Genomic DNA, 16,242 nt, shown 5'->3' on the forward strand with positions numbered 1-16,242 from the left:
GCCCGGCCGGTCACCGCGAACCTCGGGTGTGAGACTGCCACGTCACGCACCCAGCATCGGCTGGATCTTGGCACACACCCCGCCCAGCACCGCCTTGACGTCGGCGCCGGGCTGCCAGAGCGGGTCGAGCGCGGCCCGCACGGCCTGCGAGAGTTCCGCCTGGCCGGTGTGGCTGGGCTTGACCACGCCCTTCTCGATGCCGCCGATCACGACCTGCTGGAGTTGCTCGGGCTTGAGCAGCGGGTTGCTCTTGGCCAGGGTGTCCGCGGTGAGCTGGGAGGCCCGGGGCGGCGGGAAGTAGGCGGCGAGCCTGGCGGAGTTGGCGGGGTTGGTGAAGAAGGTCAGGAAGTCGACGGCCGCCGCGGCGTTCGCGGACTTCTTGAAGACGCCCAGGCCCGCCTGGCCGATCACCGAGTACTCACCTTTGGGACCCGCGGGCAGCGGGACGAGGTCCCAGCCGAACTTCGCGTCCTGCAGGAGCGAGGCGCGGGAGATCTGGGTGATGGTCATCGCCGCGTCGCCCGCGAAGAAGTCCGCCGTGGTGCCGGGACCGGGGAACGCCTTGTCCGTGAAGACCGCCCTGTGCAGGAACGTCATCGCCTCGACCATCTCGGGGCTGTCGAACCCGCAGGTTTTGCCGTCCTCGCTCCAGGCCTGGGCGCCCCAGCCGCCCCACACCGAGGCGAGGTTGTCCCAGCTCTTGTAGTCGAAGTCGCGGACGACCATGCCCGCCTTGCCGGTCTTCGAGGCGACCGCGGCGTTCTGGGCCGCCACCTTCTCCCAGGTCCACGTACCCTCCTCGATCATCTCAGCGGGGGTCTTCTGGCCCGCCTTCTTGAGCAGGTCGGTGTTGACGAACACCCCGAACGGCGAGGTGGAGAACGGGTAGGCGTACAGCTTGCCCTCGGCCTGCCAGAGCTTGACCGCCGAGGGGGTGAGGTCGTCGAAACCGTAGCCCTCGGCCTTGCGCAGCGTGTCGTCGAGCGGCGCCAGCGCGCCCGAGGAGACGAAGTCGGGCGCCGAGTTCTCCAGGATCCAGGCCAGGTCGGGGGCGTTGCCGCCGGCGATCTGGGTGGTCAGGGTGGTGGTGTAGTTCTCGAAGGGGATGGGGTCGAACGTGATCTCGCCGATGTCGGGATGGGTCTTCCGGTATTCGGCGGCGATCTCGTTGAACAGCTTCAGATGCGCCTCGTTCGAGGTCCAGATCGTCATGCGCAGCGGTTGCGGGCCCTTCGCCGCGGGAGTGGCCTCGTTCGCCCCGCCGCACGCAGTCAGGGTGAGCAGCGCCGCCAGCGCGACGGCCGCGGGCTTTCCGAATGGTCTCATGGTCCGTTCTCCTTGCTGGGAATCCCCCGACGGTCGTGGTGGGTGCGCGGTCAGTAACCGGTCACCTGCGGCCAGCGCAGCTCGACGCCGTCGCGGGCGAGCCGGTGCTGGAAGGCGGCGAGCAGTCCCTCGTCACCGCGTACGGCGTGCGGGGTGGTGGCGTTGTCCAGGCAGAAGGCGGCGAGGGCGCCGGCGGCCTCGCCGACGTTCCACTCCACCGGGTGCAGCCGGTAGGCCCCGTTGGTGATGTGTGTGGTGCCGATGTTCTTGGACGCGGGCAGCAGATTGGTCATCCGCTGCGGGACGAGCGCGCCGAGGGGGATCTCGAACGGCGAGCTGGCCACGTCTATGTAGTTGTCGCCCCCGGTGGAGGGGTGCAGATCGATGCGGTACATCCCCACGCCGACCGAGTCGGCGTAGCTCACCGCGCCCTTGTCTCCGCGCACCGCGAGCGACAGGTCCTGCTCGGCCACGGTGTACAGGGCGCGGATGCGGCGTGACTCGCGGATGTAGGGTGCCTGGGCCAGGCCGTCGTCGCCACCGCCGGTGACGTCGCCCCGCAGGCGCAGGCCGGGAAACCCGGTCCCTCCGTCGGGGCGCGGTGCCTCGGTCTGCAACCAGTACAGCACCGAGCGGGAGAGCTCGCGGGCCGCGGCCAGGTGCCTGCCGGCATCCGGCACGTCGATGACCGGGCCCTCCAGGTAGTCGATCATCGGCCAGTTGACCAGGGTGATGTCGCTGGCGTAGGCGCCGTCCGTGAAGTTGCGCCGCGCGGCGATCCTGCGGAAGGTCCACAGGTTCGCGTCGCCGGGGTTGAGCCGCTGGTCGGCCTCGACGAGCAGCGGATCGTCGTCGGGGTTGGGGGTGAAGGAGCGTTCCACGATCTCCAGGGTCCTGGGGTGCGGGCAGCGCCAGGACAGCAGCCGGTCACCCCAGAAGCCGGGCTGGTAGCTCCGCCAGAACTCATAGGATCCGGGCCTGTCGATGGTGTGGTCACCGTCGACGTGGTCGATCGCGAAGCAGACCGAGACCGCCTGCATGTTCGTCGGCTGGGCCTCGGCGGGCGCGCTCGGCTCGCCGGTGTCGCCCTGCGACTCGAACCCCGTCACGTACTCGGTGCCGGTCAGCGGCAGCAGCTCGCCCGTCTCGGTGGCGTCCAGCACGTACGGTGCGACGGCGGTGACCTCCCCGCCCCCGTCCCGGTGCTCCAGACGGACCGCCCGCACCCGGTCGCCGTCGACCTCCGCGCCGACCGGCCGGTACGGCTGCAGGACGCGCAGCCGCCCCGAGCCCCGGTACGGCGCGAGCATGGCCTCGATCACCGCGACCGCGACGCGCGGCTCGTGACAGAGCCGGCTCACGTGTCCGGCTCCGGGGTTCAGCTCCCGCCAGGCCCGCGACCGCTCGGTCAGCGGATAGTGGTCGCGGTAGTAGCGGCGGATGCCCTCGCGCAGCGCCCGGTAGGAGGCCGTCACGCCGAACCTCTCCACCCAGGAGTGCTCGTCGGGCGGCACCGCCTGGCTGGTCAGCTGCCCGCCGAGCCAGTCGTACTCCTCGGTCAGGATCACTGTGCGCCCGGCCCGCAGCAGCGCCAGGGCGGCGGCGACGCCGCCCAGCCCTCCGCCGACGACCACCGCGTCCGCCGATATCTCAACCACGTCGGAGGTCTCTCCCATCGTTATTCGATCAGCTTGGAATCGGTGCGAGCGTGGATCCCTCGACCAGCTCGCAGGCCAGCAGTTCCTGCGGTGTCCCCCCGCCGCTCTCCAGCAGCTCCGCCAGCAACTCGACGGCCCTGCGCCCCATCTCGCGGCGTGGGATGTGGAAACCGGTGAGGTCGACGTCGACCTGGACGGGCCTGGTCGGGGCGCCCAGCGAGAGGATCGACAGGTCCCCGGGGATCGCCAGACCCCGCTCGCGCGCCGCGTGCGTGATCGCCACGGCGTCGGCGGGTTCCTCGACGAAGGCCGCGGTCACCCGGGCCGCCGACAGCTCCTCCAGCAGTTCCCCGGGGGTCCTGTCGGTGACCTGGACATGTACCCCTTCGGCTCCGACCGCGGCCACGGCCTCGCGGAAGCCGCGCATGCGGTCGGCGGGTGACTCGGCGCCCGCCCCCGCACCCACGTAGGCCAGCCGCCGATGGCCGAGTCCCGCCACCCGGTCGACCAGAGCGCGCACCGCGGGCGGGTAGTCGGCGCCCACGTACGGCACCGGCGCACCGGCGTCGTCGCGGCGGCCGATGGAGACGAAGGGTATGCCCTCCGCCAGCAGCCGGGCCAGGTCGTCGCGGTCGACCGTGCGCCCGAGGAGGACGCAGCCGTCGGCCAGCCGCACCCGGCTGTCCTCGTTGAAGATCCGGCGCCGCTCCCCCGCGGCCCTGGCGCTGGTGAACAACAGCAGGTCGCAGCCCATCTCCTCGGCGCACTCCTCGATGCCGAGCAGGAAGGGGTGGTAGAAGTCGGCGCTCGCGGTCGGGAAGACCGCCTCGTAGGTGAAGACGCCCAGAATGCGGTTGCGCCGCTCGGCGAGCCTCCGGGCGACCGGGTCGGCGACATATCCGGTCTCCCTGATCACCCTCAGCACCCGCTCACGCGTATCCGGGGCGATGCGTACCTCGGCGTCGGTCCTGTTGTTGAGGACCAGCGACACGGTGGTCTGGCTCACCCCCGCGATGCGGGCGATGTCCTGCTGGGTGAGTCGGCGACCGGGAGCAGTCACGATCCGTAGCTTCCCCTCTGGTGATAATGCGCATTAGCGAGGTTGGGCCGTCATCTTGCAAGTGACCGCCCCCTCCTGTCAAGAGCACAGAGCCGGGACCGTGCCGAGGAAATATCACCCGTGATAATTCGTATTAGCGCCTTGACGTGCGAGCGTGCCTGGCCGAACCTTTGCGATCAGAGAGATTTGCTCACCATCACTCACCGTGAAAGTTGTCGCGAAGGGATCGCCGATGACCGAACCTCTCCTGGACCGCCGCGGGCTGCTGCGCACGGCGGTCGGCGCCGGTGTGGCCGGCGGCCTCGGCCTCGCCCTGCCCCAGACGGCCACGGCGTCGATCGTGGACACGTCCGCGGCCACCCTGGCGGGACCCGCCGGTTTCCCCACCTACCAGTACATCGGCACGCCGTTCGCCAAGGCGAGCCTGCGCTACAACCCGACCAACGAGCTGATCTTCCCCTGCATCCGGGGCATGTACGACAAGATCGCCAGCCCGCTGGCGCGCTACTACCTCTACTACGCCCCGCACGACGCGCCCGGCGGCATCTGCCTGGCCTACGGCAACTCGCTCGGCGGCCGGTTCACCGAGTATCCGAACAACCCGATCATCTCCAACAACTGGTCACCGCACTACTCGGTCAGCCACGTCTCCTCGCCGCACATCATCTGGAACCCCGACAACCGGCAGTTCTACCTGTACTTCCACGGCGAGAACACCACCACCCGGATGGCCTGGTCCACCGACGGCGTGCACTTCACCTACCACGGCAGGGTGCTGCACACTGGGGTCATCCCCGGGGCGACGGAGACGTCCTACGCGCGGGTCTTCGAGCACGCGGTCCCCGGACTCGGCAACAAGTACGTCATGATCTTCATGGGCGTCACCAACGGCACCCGAAAGATCTTCTGGGCCTGGTCGTCCACCGGTAAGAACTGGCAGTTCGACCCGACCCCGCTGGTCTCGCCCGGCCCCGACGGGCAGAGCGACGTCTCCGGGCCCACCCTCGTCAAGCGCAACGGCACGGCGTACGTCGTCTACCACGGCAACAGCGGGAACATGTTCATCACCGAGGTGGGCAACTCATTCGACCGGGAGGTCCATCTCGGCGTCTTCCACCGGCCACTGGCCGGGGCTCCCGACAACGGCCGCAGTGCCGCGCCCTCCTTCGGCACCGACGGCGGCGTGGAGTACATGTTCTACGAGGCCGGCCAGCGGAGCCGGTCGACGATCGCCGTCGCCCGCGCCGTCTAGGAGCTGACCTTGACGGGGTGGATGCCGCCGCCTTTGACCGGCAGTTGCAGCACCCGAAAGCGGCCCTGATAGGTGAGCTGGGACAGCTCGACGTTGAGCAGGGAACTGATGCGGCAGGCGGTACCGCGTAGCACCGCCATGATCGTCCGGGTGCGGGGGTCTCGTTCAGCACGGCTTCGGCGACCATCTCGTCGAGCTGCGGGCCGGTGATGTAGCAGGTCGGCGCCAGCAGCACGGCGATGAGGCCATCGTGCACGGCCTGCGCGTCATGACGGATCGGGAGCGCGACCAGACGCACGTAGCGACTGGTGCGGTCGACGAGTGTGGCGATGGCGGATTGAGCCCAAGACTCCGGTCGGGCACGCGGTCTCACTGCAGCGCCAGGTCCGCTTGCGCCACACCCGCTTCCCGGCCGGTCGAAGCACGGCACGTCGACCAGGGCGACGTCACCGCGGCCGTGACTCCATCGGTCAGTGAGCCGGCCCTGATCGATCATCCGCGTTCCAGCCCCTGCTCGCCATCTGGAGAGGCGCCTGCCGCACGCGCCTTCTCGGTTGGGCGGGTTCGACGGGCCCACCGCTGTGCCGGTACTGATGTGCACACTCATCACCATATGGTCTATAGTCCCAACCAAAAGCCCATTGTCTGGTCGATGTAGTTGAAGGCGAGGACTTAGGTGATGCCCCTCCACCCGGTAGCTGCGAACCTTCTTAAGGAGGCGGCCGAGAGCGGTCGACCCAACTCCCACCTGCTGCCGATCGAGGAAGCGAGATCCAATTTTGAGGCGACGTTCGCGGCGCTGCCTGTCGAGGACGTCGCTGCCGCGGAAGATCTGGTGGTGCCCGGCACGCGGCACGAGATCCCGGTCCGGGTCTACCGGCCGGACGCGGCGAGAGCAATCGCGCCTCTCGTCGTATACCTGCACGGTGGCGGGTGGCAGATGGGTAGCCTCGACTCCCACGATGGCATCTGCCGCGCCATCGCCAACCGGACCGGGTTCGTGATTCTCAGCGTGGAGTACCGGCGGCCGCCAGAGCACCCCTTCCCCGCCGCGCCTGACGACTGCTACGCCGCCTTCGTGTGGGCCGTGGAGAACGCCGAGCAGCTGGGCATCGACCCCGCGCGGGTGGCGCTGGCCGGTGACAGCGCGGGCGGCAACCTCGCCGCCGCGGTGGCACTGCGGGCTCGGGACCAGGACGGGCCGGCGCTGACAGGCCAGGTGCTGTTCTATCCGGCCACGACCTTCGACCTCGAGCTCGGGTTCGACCTGGAGTTCGAGGGGCTGATGCTGTTCCGGGACGAGGTTCAGTGGCACAAGGACGCCTACTTCACGAGCGCGGACGACGCGCTGTCGCCGCAGGCCTCCCCGCTGGGCGCCGACCTGGCCGGTCTGCCGCCGACCCTGGTGATCACGGCCGAGTACGACCCGATCCGGCCGCAGGGTGAGCTGTTCGCCGGGAAGCTCGCCGAGGCGGGCGTCCCGATCCAGCACCGGCGCTACCCCGGCATGGTCCACGGCTTCGTCCAGTTCCCCATGCTGTTCGACGACGCGAACGAGGCGGTCGACCAGGCCGCCGAGTTCCTGCGCGAGCGGCTCGCCGATGGCTGACCACGCGGGCCGCACAGCCGTGGTGACCGGCGCCGGCGGCGGGATGGGGCTGGCGGTGGCCCAGCACCTGGCCGACCGGGGCGCCCAGGTCGTCGCCGTGGATTTGAAGCCCGAGCCGGCGGGGCTGTCGACCGGGATGACGTACCTGCGCGGCGACGTGACCGACCCGGGGCTGGCGCCCGCGGCGATGAAGGCCGCGACCGAGATCTCGAGCGAGGGCCGGCTCGACTACCTCGTCAACGCCGCCGGCGTGGCCTGGTTCGACGAGCCCGGGCTGCCCACGCCGCAGTACGTCGACGGCTCGATCGCCGACATCGAGCCCGACGTGTGGAAGCGGGTGCTGGAGATCAACCTCACCGGCCCGATGCTCTTCGCCCGCGCCGCGCTACAGGTGATGGTGCCTGCCCGGTTCGGTGTCATGGCCCACATCGCCAGCATCGCCGGGCTGCGCCGGGCGGACGGTGCGCTGGATGCCTACCAGGTCTCCAAGGCCGGCCTCATCAGCCTCTCGAGGGCGATCGCGGCCGAGCAAGGACGCCACGGCGTCCGCTCCAACACCGTGTGCCCCGGCGCGATCCTGACGCCCATGATCAGCGGGATCTACGAGGCGGACCCGTCCCGAAAGGCGTCGATGGCGCGGCGGGTACCGCTCCGGCGCGTCGGCACCACCGACGACGTGTGCGGGGCCGTCGACTATCTCCTGTCTGACGACTCCTCGTTCGTGACCGGCACCGACCTCGTCGTGGACGGCGGCTGGCTCACGACCATGGGCTGAGCCTCAGCGCTTCAGCCAGGACTCGATCGTGTGCCGCGTCTCGTCGATGTGGGCCGCCATGGTGGCCGCCGCCAGGTCGGGATCCTTGGTGCGGATCGCCTCAAGGATGTCGGCGTGGTGGTCGTTGGCGTTGTCCTCGATGCGGCCGAAGATCGCGCCGACCGGCAGCCACATCGCGCTGCGCGCCAACTCGACGGAGCGGACTAGCTGCTCGTTCCCGGTGGCCCGCGCGATCCCGAGGTGAAACGCCGAGTCGAGCAGCTGGAAGTCAGTGATCTGCGCGGTCGACGGTGAGTCCCGGGCCGCGTCGATGGTCTCGCTCATCCGGCGCACCAGGTCCCTGAGTCGAGGGATGTCGGCCGCCTTGCGGCGCTCGGCCGCCAGCCGGGCCGCCCCGGTTTCGACGATGACGCGGTAGTCGAAGGCATCGCGGACCGCCACCTTGTTTCGCTTGAGCTCGCGCCTGGCCTCGGCGGCGTCGTACGTCGGCTCGAGGACCAGGAACCCGCCGCCGCGGCCGCGCCGGACCGCGATCCGGCCCTCGCGCTCCAGGACGGACACGGCGGTACGCACCGTTGTGCGGGAGACATCGAGCATCTCCGCCAGCTCACGCTCGGCCGGCAGCCGGTCCCCGGGACGGAACTGGCCCAGGTCCATCGACCGCCGGATCTGGTCCAGCACCAGCTCGTGCGCGGCTATCTGTCTGATCGGCCCGAGGCTGTTGTTCTCGGTCACGGCACCTCCCTGCTCGGATAAGGCTAACCGAACGCGACCCTCGCAGCGGGGGGATCGCGCCCTAAAGGCCCAAAGGCCTAAAGGCCTTGTTTTTAGGCCTTAAGTCTTCTAGCCTCATCGTACACGAGGCAAAGCACGGGTGCTGAGGAGGACGTCCATGCTCTACCCGCTCACCGTCAACGACTTCCTGTACCGCGCCGAGCAGGTGTTCCCGGCCCGTACGGGAGTAGTCGACGAGCCGTCCGCCGACTACTCGTGGGGGTCGCTCACTTACGCGGAGTTCGCCGGCCGCGCCCGGTCGCTCGCCGCTGCTCTCGACGAGCTCGAGGTCCCCGTGGGCGGGCGAGTCGCGATCGTGTCGCAGAACTCCAGCCGCATGCTCGCCTCCTTCTACGGGGTGAGCGGCTACGGCCGCATGCTCGTGCCGATCAACTTCCGCCTGGGGCGAACCGAGATCGAGTACATCGTCGAGCATAGTGGGGCGGATGTCCTGCTGGCCGACTCCACGCTCCACGACGTTGTGAAGGACCTGCCTGCGCGGCACACCTTCCTGTTCGGGGAGGACGACCGGCTCTGGGACCGCCAGACAGCGCCCGCGTCCTGGGAGCCGGACGAGAACGCGACGGCGACGATCAACTACACCTCGGGCACGACCGCCCGCCCCAAGGGCGTCGAGCTGACGCACCGCAACCTGTGGCTCAACGCCACCGCCTTCGGGTGGCACCTCAAGGTCGACGAGGACGACGTTTACCTGCACACGCTTCCGATGTTCCACGCCAACGGGTGGGGGATGCCCTACGCGCTCACCGGCATGGGTGGAACCCACGTGGTCCTGCGCCGGGTCGACGGAGCCGAGATCCTGCGCCGGGTCGAGCAGCACGGCGTCACAGTGATGTGCGCCGCCCCGGCCGTGCTCGCCTCCGTCCTCGAGGCGGCCGGGTCGTGGTCGGGCGAGATCCCGGGCCGGGACCGGGTCCGGGTCGTCGTCGCGGGCGCGCCGCCGCCCACCCGGCTGATCGAGCGGATCCGCGACGAGCTGGGCTGGGAGTTCATCCAGATCTACGGCCTGACCGAGACCTCGCCGTTCCTGACCATGTCGCGGATGCGGCGCGAGTGGCGCGACCTTCCGGGCGCCGACCAGGCCCGGCTCCTGGGGCGCGCGGGGGCGCCGGGCATCGGGGTCCGGATCTCGGTCGCCCCGGACGGGGAGGTACTGGCCGCCAGCAACCACAACCTCGACGGCTATTGGCGCAACCCGGAGGCGACCGCTTCCGCCCAGGAAGGCGGCGTGTTCCACACCGGCGACGGCGGCCGCATCGAGGACGGGTACCTGTCCATCCTCGACCGCAAGAAGGACGTCATCGTCTCGGGCGGTGAGAACGTCTCGTCCATCGAGGTGGAGGACGTCCTCGCCGGCCATCCCGCTGTCCGGGAGGTCGCGGTGATCGGCATCCCCGACGAGAAGTGGGGCGAGCTGGTCACGGCGCTGGTCGTGACCTCCGAGACGGTGACCCCGGACGAGCTCATCTCCTACTGCCGCGAGCGGCTGGCCGGCTACAAGTGCCCGAAGCGGATCGAGTTCCGCGACGAGCTGGCTCGCACGGCGACCGGGAAGCTCCAGAAGTTCAAGCTCCGCCAGACCTACTGGTGCGCCAGGGAGCGCCGGGTCAACTAGCGGTCCCCGCCCCACGTACTTCCCGACGGGACAGGTCCGAGCCTGCTCGGACCTGTCCCGTCGGGTCCTCGGCGTGCGCCCGAACAGCGCACCAACGACCGACAACACACCGAGAGGTGGAGAGGTGAATCGTAAAGTCATCATCACCGGAGGCGCCGGCGTGATCGGGCTGGCCATCTGCCGGCGCCTGGTCGAGGGCGGGTTCGATCCCGTGGCTGCCGACCTGAAGGACGCGGTCGAGGCCGTCGACCTGACCGACGCCTCGCTCGCCGGCGTGGACACGGTGGTCATGGACGTCTCCGACCGCGGCAGCATCGAGAACGCCGTCGCGACTGTCCTCGAGCCGGAGGAGCAGCTGGCCGGTCTCGTCAACTGCGCCGGGGTCCTGCGGGACTCCTTCCTGGGCGAGCTCGACGAGGCGAAGCTCGAGCTGATGTTCCAGGTGAACATCGCCGGCATGGCACGGGTCACCGACGTCTGCGCACCTCGCCTGGCCCACGGCACCGCCATCGTCAACGTGGGCAGCCTGACCGGCCACTTCAGCCGATTCACCGGCGCCTCCGTGTACGGCGCCACGAAGGCCGGCATCGCGGCCTACACGCGCTACCTGGCCGATGAGCTCGCGCCGCGGGGGATCCGCGTGAACAACGTCGCCCCGGGAGTGATCCGGGCCCCGATGAGCCCGTCGATGGCCCGGGTCTCAGGCGGCGAGGAGGTCGCCGCCTCGTACGCGATGCTCAAGCGGATCGGGGAACCGCGCGAGGTTGCCGAGGTGGTCGAGTTCATGCTCTCGGACCGGGCGTCGTTCATCACCGCCCAGACGCTCCTGGTGGACGGCGGGGTCGTCGCATGGTGACCACGCCCGCCGTCACGAGCCCCCCCGACATCGACGTGGCGAATGCCGAGGCCTTCGAGCGGCTCACCACGGCCGACCCCTGGGTGGTCGACGTCGACATCGCCCGCGACGTCATTCCCGGGTACACGGACAACCTGGTCCTCACCTCCGGGGCCCCGATGCCCTGGTCCGAGTACGTCGGCGGGCAGCGCGAGGCGCTGATCGGGGGCGCGCTCTTCGAGCGGCTCGCCACGACGCGCACGGAGGCGATCGCCGGGTTTGAAAGCGGCGAGATCGTCGTCGGCGCCTGCCACGACTACGGCGCGGTCGGGTCCCTGGCCGGTATCTACACCGCGTCCATGCCGGTGTTCGTCGTGGAGAACCGCACGCACGGGAACGTTGGCTTCTGCAACTTCTACGAGGGTAAGGAGCCGCGCCGGCTCAACTACGGCTGCTACGACCAGGGCGTCCACGACCGGCTGGTGTACGTCAACGAGGTGCTCGCGCCGGTGGTGGGGGAAGCGATCCGCCGGCAGGGTGGCATCGCGCTCAAGCCGCTCATCGCCCGGGCCCTGCGGATGGGCGACGAGGTCCACAGCCGCAACGCGGCGGCGTCGGTGCTGTTCAGCCGGGAGATCCTGCCCGCCGCCCTGGACATGGTCGCCGAGGACGTGCCGAACGTGCGCGAGACGATGCTCCACCTCGCCGAGAACGACTACTTCTTCCTCCGCCTGTCCATGGCCGCGGCCAAGGCGAGCGCGGACGCGATGGCGGGCGTCGCCGACTCGACCCTGGTTTCGGCCATGGCGTTCAGCTGCAAGGGCTTCGCGATCAAGGTCGCCGGGATGGGGAACCAGTGGTTCGAAGGGCCGCCGCCGATCCACCAGGGCAAGCTCTTCCCCGGTCACATCGAGGACGAGATCACCTGGATGGGCGGCGAGTCGCCGATCACCGAGACCGTCGGCCTCGGTGGCTTCGCCCAGGCCTGCGCCCTGTCCCTGCAGGCATACCAGGGCGGCTCTCCCGAAGTGATGATCGAGCGCAACCGCGAGATGTACCAGATCACTCACGGGGAGAACCCCGACTACCGGATCCCGCTCTTCGGGTTCCGCGGTACGCCGACCGCCGTCGACGTGCGGAAGGTGCTTGAGACCGGCGTGCTGCCCGTCATGGACGTCGGTCTCGCCGGCCGCGACGGCGGCCAGATCGGTGCCGGAGTGATCCGCGCGCCCCGCGAGTGCTTCGAGAAAGCGGCCGCCGCGCACGCGCAGGCTCGACACTCTCGATAAATGGTCTAAATATCAGACCATATGACCATTTAGGACGGATCGAGGTTCCCGTGAATGCTCCTGAAGGCAAGCAGTCACCCGCGAACGGCGCCCATGACGTCGCCATCATCGGTGCCGGCTTCAGCGGGATCGCCGCCGCCATCGCCCTGATCAAGCAGCGCGTCGACGACTTCGTCATGTTCGAACGGTCCGAGGAGATCGGCGGCACCTGGTGGGTCAACCGCTACCCGGGTGCCGAGGTCGACCTCGAGTCGCACATCTACTCGTTCTCCTTCGAGCCCTACGACTGGACCCGCACGCACGCGGACTGGCACGAGCTACTCGGCTACCTCCAGCACGTCGCACGCAAGTGGCGGCTGTACGAGCGCACCCTGCTCGGCACGAGCGTTGCCACCGTCCGCTGGTCGGAGTCCACCCGGACCTACTCCATCGAGACGGCCGATGGCGAGACGCATGGGCCGTTCAAAGCGGTGATCTCAGCGGTGGGGTTCCTCAACACCCCGCTGATCCCGCCGTTCATGCGCGGCGAGACCCCCTTCGAGGGCGACATCTGCCACACCTCGACCTGGCGGGACGAGCTGTCCCTGGAGGGCAAGACGGTCGGCGTCCTCGGGACCGGTTCGTCGGCGGTGCAGATCGTGACCGAGGCCGAGCGTCACGGCAAGGCGGTCAAGGTTTTCCAGATCGAGCCGAACTGGCTGCTGCCGAAGCAGGCGCGGGACTTCAGCCCGCGGGAGCGGCGGTGGAACCGGTTCAAGCCGGTCTACTACTGGCGCCGCTACCGCCTCTACCTCGACTACGACCTCCGGCAGTACCATGCGAGCCACGCCCGCACCGGCGGCCGGGTCAACCAGAAGCGCCAGAAGATGGTCGAGGCCTACCTCGAGCAGGAGATGTCGTCGCGACCGGACCTGATGAAGCTGCTGCGGCCGCCGTTCTCGGTCGAGGCCCGGCGCACGGTCGTGAGCGACACCTACTACCACGCCCTCCGGAGCCCCAAGGTCGAACTGGTCCCCCATGCCGTGGCCAACGTGACGCCCACGGGAGTGGTCGACGCCCAGGGTAAGAAGCACGACCTGGACATGATCGTCCTGGCGACCGGCTTCGACGCGGCGAACTTCCTCAGCACCTTCCGGGTCCTCGGCGAGAACGGCGTCGACCTGCGCGACCAGTGGAAGGAGGGTGCGGAAGCGCTCTACGGGCTGATGACGCCGAACTTCCCGAACTTTTTCATGATCTTCGGTCCGAACACCAGCGGCATCCCGCTGGTGACCTTCTACGAGGCCCAAGCGCGGTTCGCCGCGAAGCTGGCCAGGAAGCTCGTGCGCGGACAGGCCACTAAGATCTCCGTGCGCCGCTCCGTCCACGACCTGTACAACCGCCGCCTCCAGCGCCGCCTGGCCCAGACGGTGTGGACCGAGGTGCCTAGCTACTTCCACGCCAACAGCGGCAAAATCATCAGCCAGTGGGCGTTCAGCCCCACGACCTACTTGATCGGCACCCGGCTCGCGCGCTGGTTCGGGGTCAGGGTCTCGTGACCGGAGCGCTCGATGGCAAGGTCGTCGTGGTGACCGGGGCCGCCGGTGCCATCGGACGGGCCGCAGTCGCCGTCTTCAAGCGGGAGGGGGCCACCGTCGTCGGAGTCGACCTCGTCGGGGCCGACGACACAGGGGCGGACGACTTCGTCGCCTGCGACCTCACCGCCGAGGCCCAGGTGGCCGAGCTCTACGTCGGCGCGTCCCGCCGCCATGGGCGGATCGACGCCCTGTTCAACAACGCCGGCGTGGCGCTCGCCGAGGACGCATCGGTGCTGCGCGAGGAGCTCGAAACCTTCGAACGCACCCTGCGCGTCAACGTCAGCAGCGTGATGCTGTGCTGCAAGCACGGCATCCCGCACCTGGTGGCGGGTGGCGGCGGCGCGGTGGTCAACACGGCGTCGCTGGTCGCCAGCATGGGCTCCGCGGTGCCCCAGATCGCCTACACCGCCTCGAAGGGGGCCGTCGTGGCGATGTCGCGGGAGATGGCCGTCGAGCTGGCCCGCAAGAACGTCAGGGTCAACGTGCTGAGTCCCGGACCGGTCCAGTCACCGATGCTGAGCGCACTTTTCTCCGAGGACGAGGTGGCGCGGCGAATGGTGCACGTGCCCACGGGCCGGTTCGGCACCGCGGAGGAGATGGCCGAGGCGGCCCTCTACCTGCTCAGCGACGCCTCCAGCTACGTGACCGGTCACGAGTTGAGGGTCGACGGCGGCATCTCCGCAGCGTACGTGACCCCCGAGGACTGACCTCCCGCGGACGGAATTCCGCCGTCTGCCTCGAGGGTCTTGACACCCGGCCCCTAAAGGTCTGAATATCGAGCCAATAGACAATTGGGTATGGGGTGCGTCACTGTCGGCTCCCTGAACGCTCTGGTGGCTCGGGCCACGAGCCACACCCACCTTCGGCTCCCGGTAGGAAAGCACGAGCAAGGAGTCAGCGTATGACGGCGTACAGCGACCCCCAGACAGCAGAGCCTGCGGGCCCCGGCGAGAAGACCGCCCTGCTGCACCGAGGCCTCGGCGTCGGATCCATCGTTTTCATGGTCATCGCGGCCGTGGCGCCGCTCGGTGCCGCCTGTGCGGTCCTCCCCTTGGTGTTCGCCCTCAGCGGCAACGCGGCGGCACCCCTGTACTTCCTCGGTGCCGTCGTGGTGCTCTGCATTTTCGCCGTCGGCTTCACGCTGATGAGCCGACGCGTGCAGAACGCAGGCGCGTTCTACTCTTACGTCCAGGCCGGGCTCGGCAAGATCTCCGGCGCCGGCACCGCCTCGCTGGCGCTGGTTTCCTACTACCTACTTCTCATCGGCCTCTACGCCCTGCTGGGCGTCTCTGCCGCGGCCGTCGTCGACCAGTACCTCGGGCTCACCGTCGACTGGTGGGTGCTGACCTTCGCGTTCCTGATCGTTGTTGCCCTGCTCGGCTACCGGGACATCGAGGTCAGCGCCAAGGTCCTCGGCGTGGCGCTGGTGCTCGAGGCCTTGGTCGTCCTCGTGATCGACATCGCCATCCTCGCCCAGGGCGGCGCCTCCGGCTTCTCGGCGCAGCCGCTCGACCCCAGCCATGCCTTCGACGGCACCCCGGGCCTCGGGCTGATGTTCGCCTTCTTCGCGTTCATCGGGTTCGAGGCCACCGCGGTCTTCCGCAGCGAGGCCACCAACCCGACCCGGACGATCCCGCGGGCGACGTACATCGCGGTGGCGCTGATCGGAACGATGTATGCGTTCACGTCCTACTCGATTGCCATCGGAATCGGCGCGGACGGCGCCGCCGCCGTGTCCGGCTCGGACCCTTCGAACGTGGTCCAGAACCTCGCCACGCAGTACGTCGGCACGGCCATGGAGGACGCCGTCCGCATCCTCCTCATCACCAGCGTGTTCGCCTGCGTGCTCTCCTTCCACAACGTGGTGGCGCGCTACCAGTTCAACCTCGCCAACGGAAAGCTCCTGCCAGGCTTCCTCGGCGAGGTGCACCCCAAGCACCGGGCCCCGTCTCGCTCGTCGGTCGTGGTGACCGTCATGTCGGTCGTGGTGCTGGTCCTCATGCTCCTGCTCGGCCTCGACCCCATCACCGAGGTCTACACCTGGTTCTCCGGCGCGGCCACGCTCGGCGTCATCGCCCTGATGGCGCTGACCTCGATCTCGGTCATCGCCTTCCACCGCCGGTACCACGCGGACACCCCGCTGTGGGGCTCCGTGCTCGCCCCGGTCCTGTCCCTGATCGGCCTCGGCTTCGTGCTCTACATGATCGTGCGCAACTTCGACCTCCTCGTCGGGACCAACGCTGCGGCCACCGCGATCCTGGTGGCCCTCGCCGCGTCGTTCGTGATCGGTGCCGTGGTCACGGCCGTCACGCGGGCGCGGCGACCCGATCGGTACGCGGAGCTCCTCGAGAACTGCCGTACGACTGAGGGCAGACCGTCTCAGGACTGACCGAGAACACCTACAACCGACGCAGAACCGACGCGAGGGCCGGGCTCCTCGGCGATCTGCGC

Annotated in this window: 14 protein-coding genes; 9 read left to right on the forward strand and 5 right to left on the reverse strand. The window is 69.2% G+C overall.

What is annotated here, in order from left to right:
• Window positions 1–42 precede the first annotated feature (42 nt).
• From ABZ260_RS28555 to ABZ260_RS28565, 3 genes are read right to left on the reverse strand one after another with little or no spacing between them, the layout of a single operon-like run.
• The gene (locus ABZ260_RS28555; RefSeq protein WP_355623872.1) at window positions 43–1,326 is read right to left on the reverse strand and encodes a sugar ABC transporter substrate-binding protein; all 1,284 of its coding nucleotides are present in this window, start codon (window positions 1,324–1,326) and stop codon (window positions 43–45) included.
• 50 nt (window positions 1,327–1,376) lie between these two features.
• The gene (locus ABZ260_RS28560; protein ID WP_355623875.1) at window positions 1,377–2,984 is read right to left on the reverse strand and encodes an FAD-dependent oxidoreductase; all 1,608 of its coding nucleotides are present in this window, start codon (window positions 2,982–2,984) and stop codon (window positions 1,377–1,379) included.
• 28 nt (window positions 2,985–3,012) lie between these two features.
• On the reverse strand, window positions 3,013–4,044 hold the full coding sequence (locus tag ABZ260_RS28565) for a LacI family DNA-binding transcriptional regulator (protein WP_355623878.1): 1,032 nt from the start codon (window positions 4,042–4,044) through the stop codon (window positions 3,013–3,015).
• A 232-nt stretch (window positions 4,045–4,276) separates the two neighbouring features.
• Here ABZ260_RS28565 and ABZ260_RS28570 point away from each other — a divergent pair, with 232 nt between their 5' ends.
• Window positions 4,277–5,296 (forward strand): hypothetical protein, encoded by a 1,020-nt coding sequence (locus ABZ260_RS28570; RefSeq protein WP_355623881.1) that lies wholly within the window; start codon window positions 4,277–4,279, stop codon window positions 5,294–5,296.
• Here ABZ260_RS28570 and ABZ260_RS28575 read toward each other — a convergent pair.
• Window positions 5,293–5,430: a hypothetical protein gene (locus ABZ260_RS28575; protein WP_355623884.1), complete on the reverse strand. Its 138-nt coding sequence runs from the start codon at window positions 5,428–5,430 to the stop codon at window positions 5,293–5,295. The genes ABZ260_RS28570 and ABZ260_RS28575 overlap by 4 nt on opposite strands.
• Before the next feature lie 545 nt (window positions 5,431–5,975).
• On the opposite strand from ABZ260_RS28575, the gene ABZ260_RS28580 reads away from it, so the two are divergent.
• Entirely contained in the window at window positions 5,976–6,905 is a 930-nt protein-coding gene (locus tag ABZ260_RS28580) for an alpha/beta hydrolase (protein WP_355623887.1), read from the forward strand.
• The gene (locus ABZ260_RS28585; protein WP_355623890.1) at window positions 6,898–7,680 is read left to right on the forward strand and encodes an SDR family oxidoreductase; all 783 of its coding nucleotides are present in this window, start codon (window positions 6,898–6,900) and stop codon (window positions 7,678–7,680) included. Before ABZ260_RS28580 ends, ABZ260_RS28585 begins: the two co-directional genes overlap by 8 nt.
• 3 nt (window positions 7,681–7,683) lie before the next feature.
• Here the strand turns inward: ABZ260_RS28585 and ABZ260_RS28590 are convergent, their stop codons facing one another.
• Window positions 7,684–8,415 carry an FCD domain-containing protein gene (locus ABZ260_RS28590; RefSeq protein WP_355623893.1) on the reverse strand — a complete coding sequence of 244 codons (732 nt, stop codon included), beginning with the start codon at window positions 8,413–8,415 and terminating at the stop codon, window positions 7,684–7,686.
• 157 nt (window positions 8,416–8,572) lie between these two features.
• On the opposite strand from ABZ260_RS28590, the gene ABZ260_RS28595 reads away from it, so the two are divergent.
• The 6 genes from ABZ260_RS28595 to ABZ260_RS28620 all read left to right on the forward strand — a co-directional run bounded on the left by ABZ260_RS28595 (window position 8,573) and on the right by ABZ260_RS28620 (window position 16,180).
• The gene (locus tag ABZ260_RS28595) at window positions 8,573–10,090 is read left to right on the forward strand and encodes an AMP-binding protein (RefSeq protein WP_355623896.1); all 1,518 of its coding nucleotides are present in this window, start codon (window positions 8,573–8,575) and stop codon (window positions 10,088–10,090) included.
• 124 nt (window positions 10,091–10,214) lie between these two features.
• Complete coding sequence (locus ABZ260_RS28600; RefSeq protein WP_355623899.1) at window positions 10,215–10,946, forward strand: SDR family oxidoreductase; 732 nt, start codon at window positions 10,215–10,217, stop codon at window positions 10,944–10,946.
• Window positions 10,940–12,214 carry a DUF1116 domain-containing protein gene (locus tag ABZ260_RS28605; protein ID WP_355623902.1) on the forward strand — a complete coding sequence of 425 codons (1,275 nt, stop codon included), beginning with the start codon at window positions 10,940–10,942 and terminating at the stop codon, window positions 12,212–12,214. The genes ABZ260_RS28600 and ABZ260_RS28605 overlap by 7 nt, the downstream gene beginning before the upstream one ends.
• Window positions 12,215–12,264: 50 nt before the next feature.
• Window positions 12,265–13,752: an NAD(P)/FAD-dependent oxidoreductase gene (locus ABZ260_RS28610; protein ID WP_355623905.1), complete on the forward strand. Its 1,488-nt coding sequence runs from the start codon at window positions 12,265–12,267 to the stop codon at window positions 13,750–13,752.
• Window positions 13,749–14,498 (forward strand): SDR family oxidoreductase, encoded by a 750-nt coding sequence (locus ABZ260_RS28615; protein WP_355623908.1) that lies wholly within the window; start codon window positions 13,749–13,751, stop codon window positions 14,496–14,498. The genes ABZ260_RS28610 and ABZ260_RS28615 overlap by 4 nt, the downstream gene beginning before the upstream one ends.
• Window positions 14,499–14,692: 194 nt before the next feature.
• Window positions 14,693–16,180 carry an APC family permease gene (locus ABZ260_RS28620; protein ID WP_355623911.1) on the forward strand — a complete coding sequence of 496 codons (1,488 nt, stop codon included), beginning with the start codon at window positions 14,693–14,695 and terminating at the stop codon, window positions 16,178–16,180.
• Window positions 16,181–16,242: the final 62 nt, after the last annotated feature.

Origin of the sequence: Streptosporangium sp. NPDC006013 (assembly GCF_040614275.1) — a bacterium.
In the GTDB taxonomy this organism is placed as follows: domain Bacteria; phylum Actinomycetota; class Actinomycetes; order Streptosporangiales; family Streptosporangiaceae; genus Streptosporangium.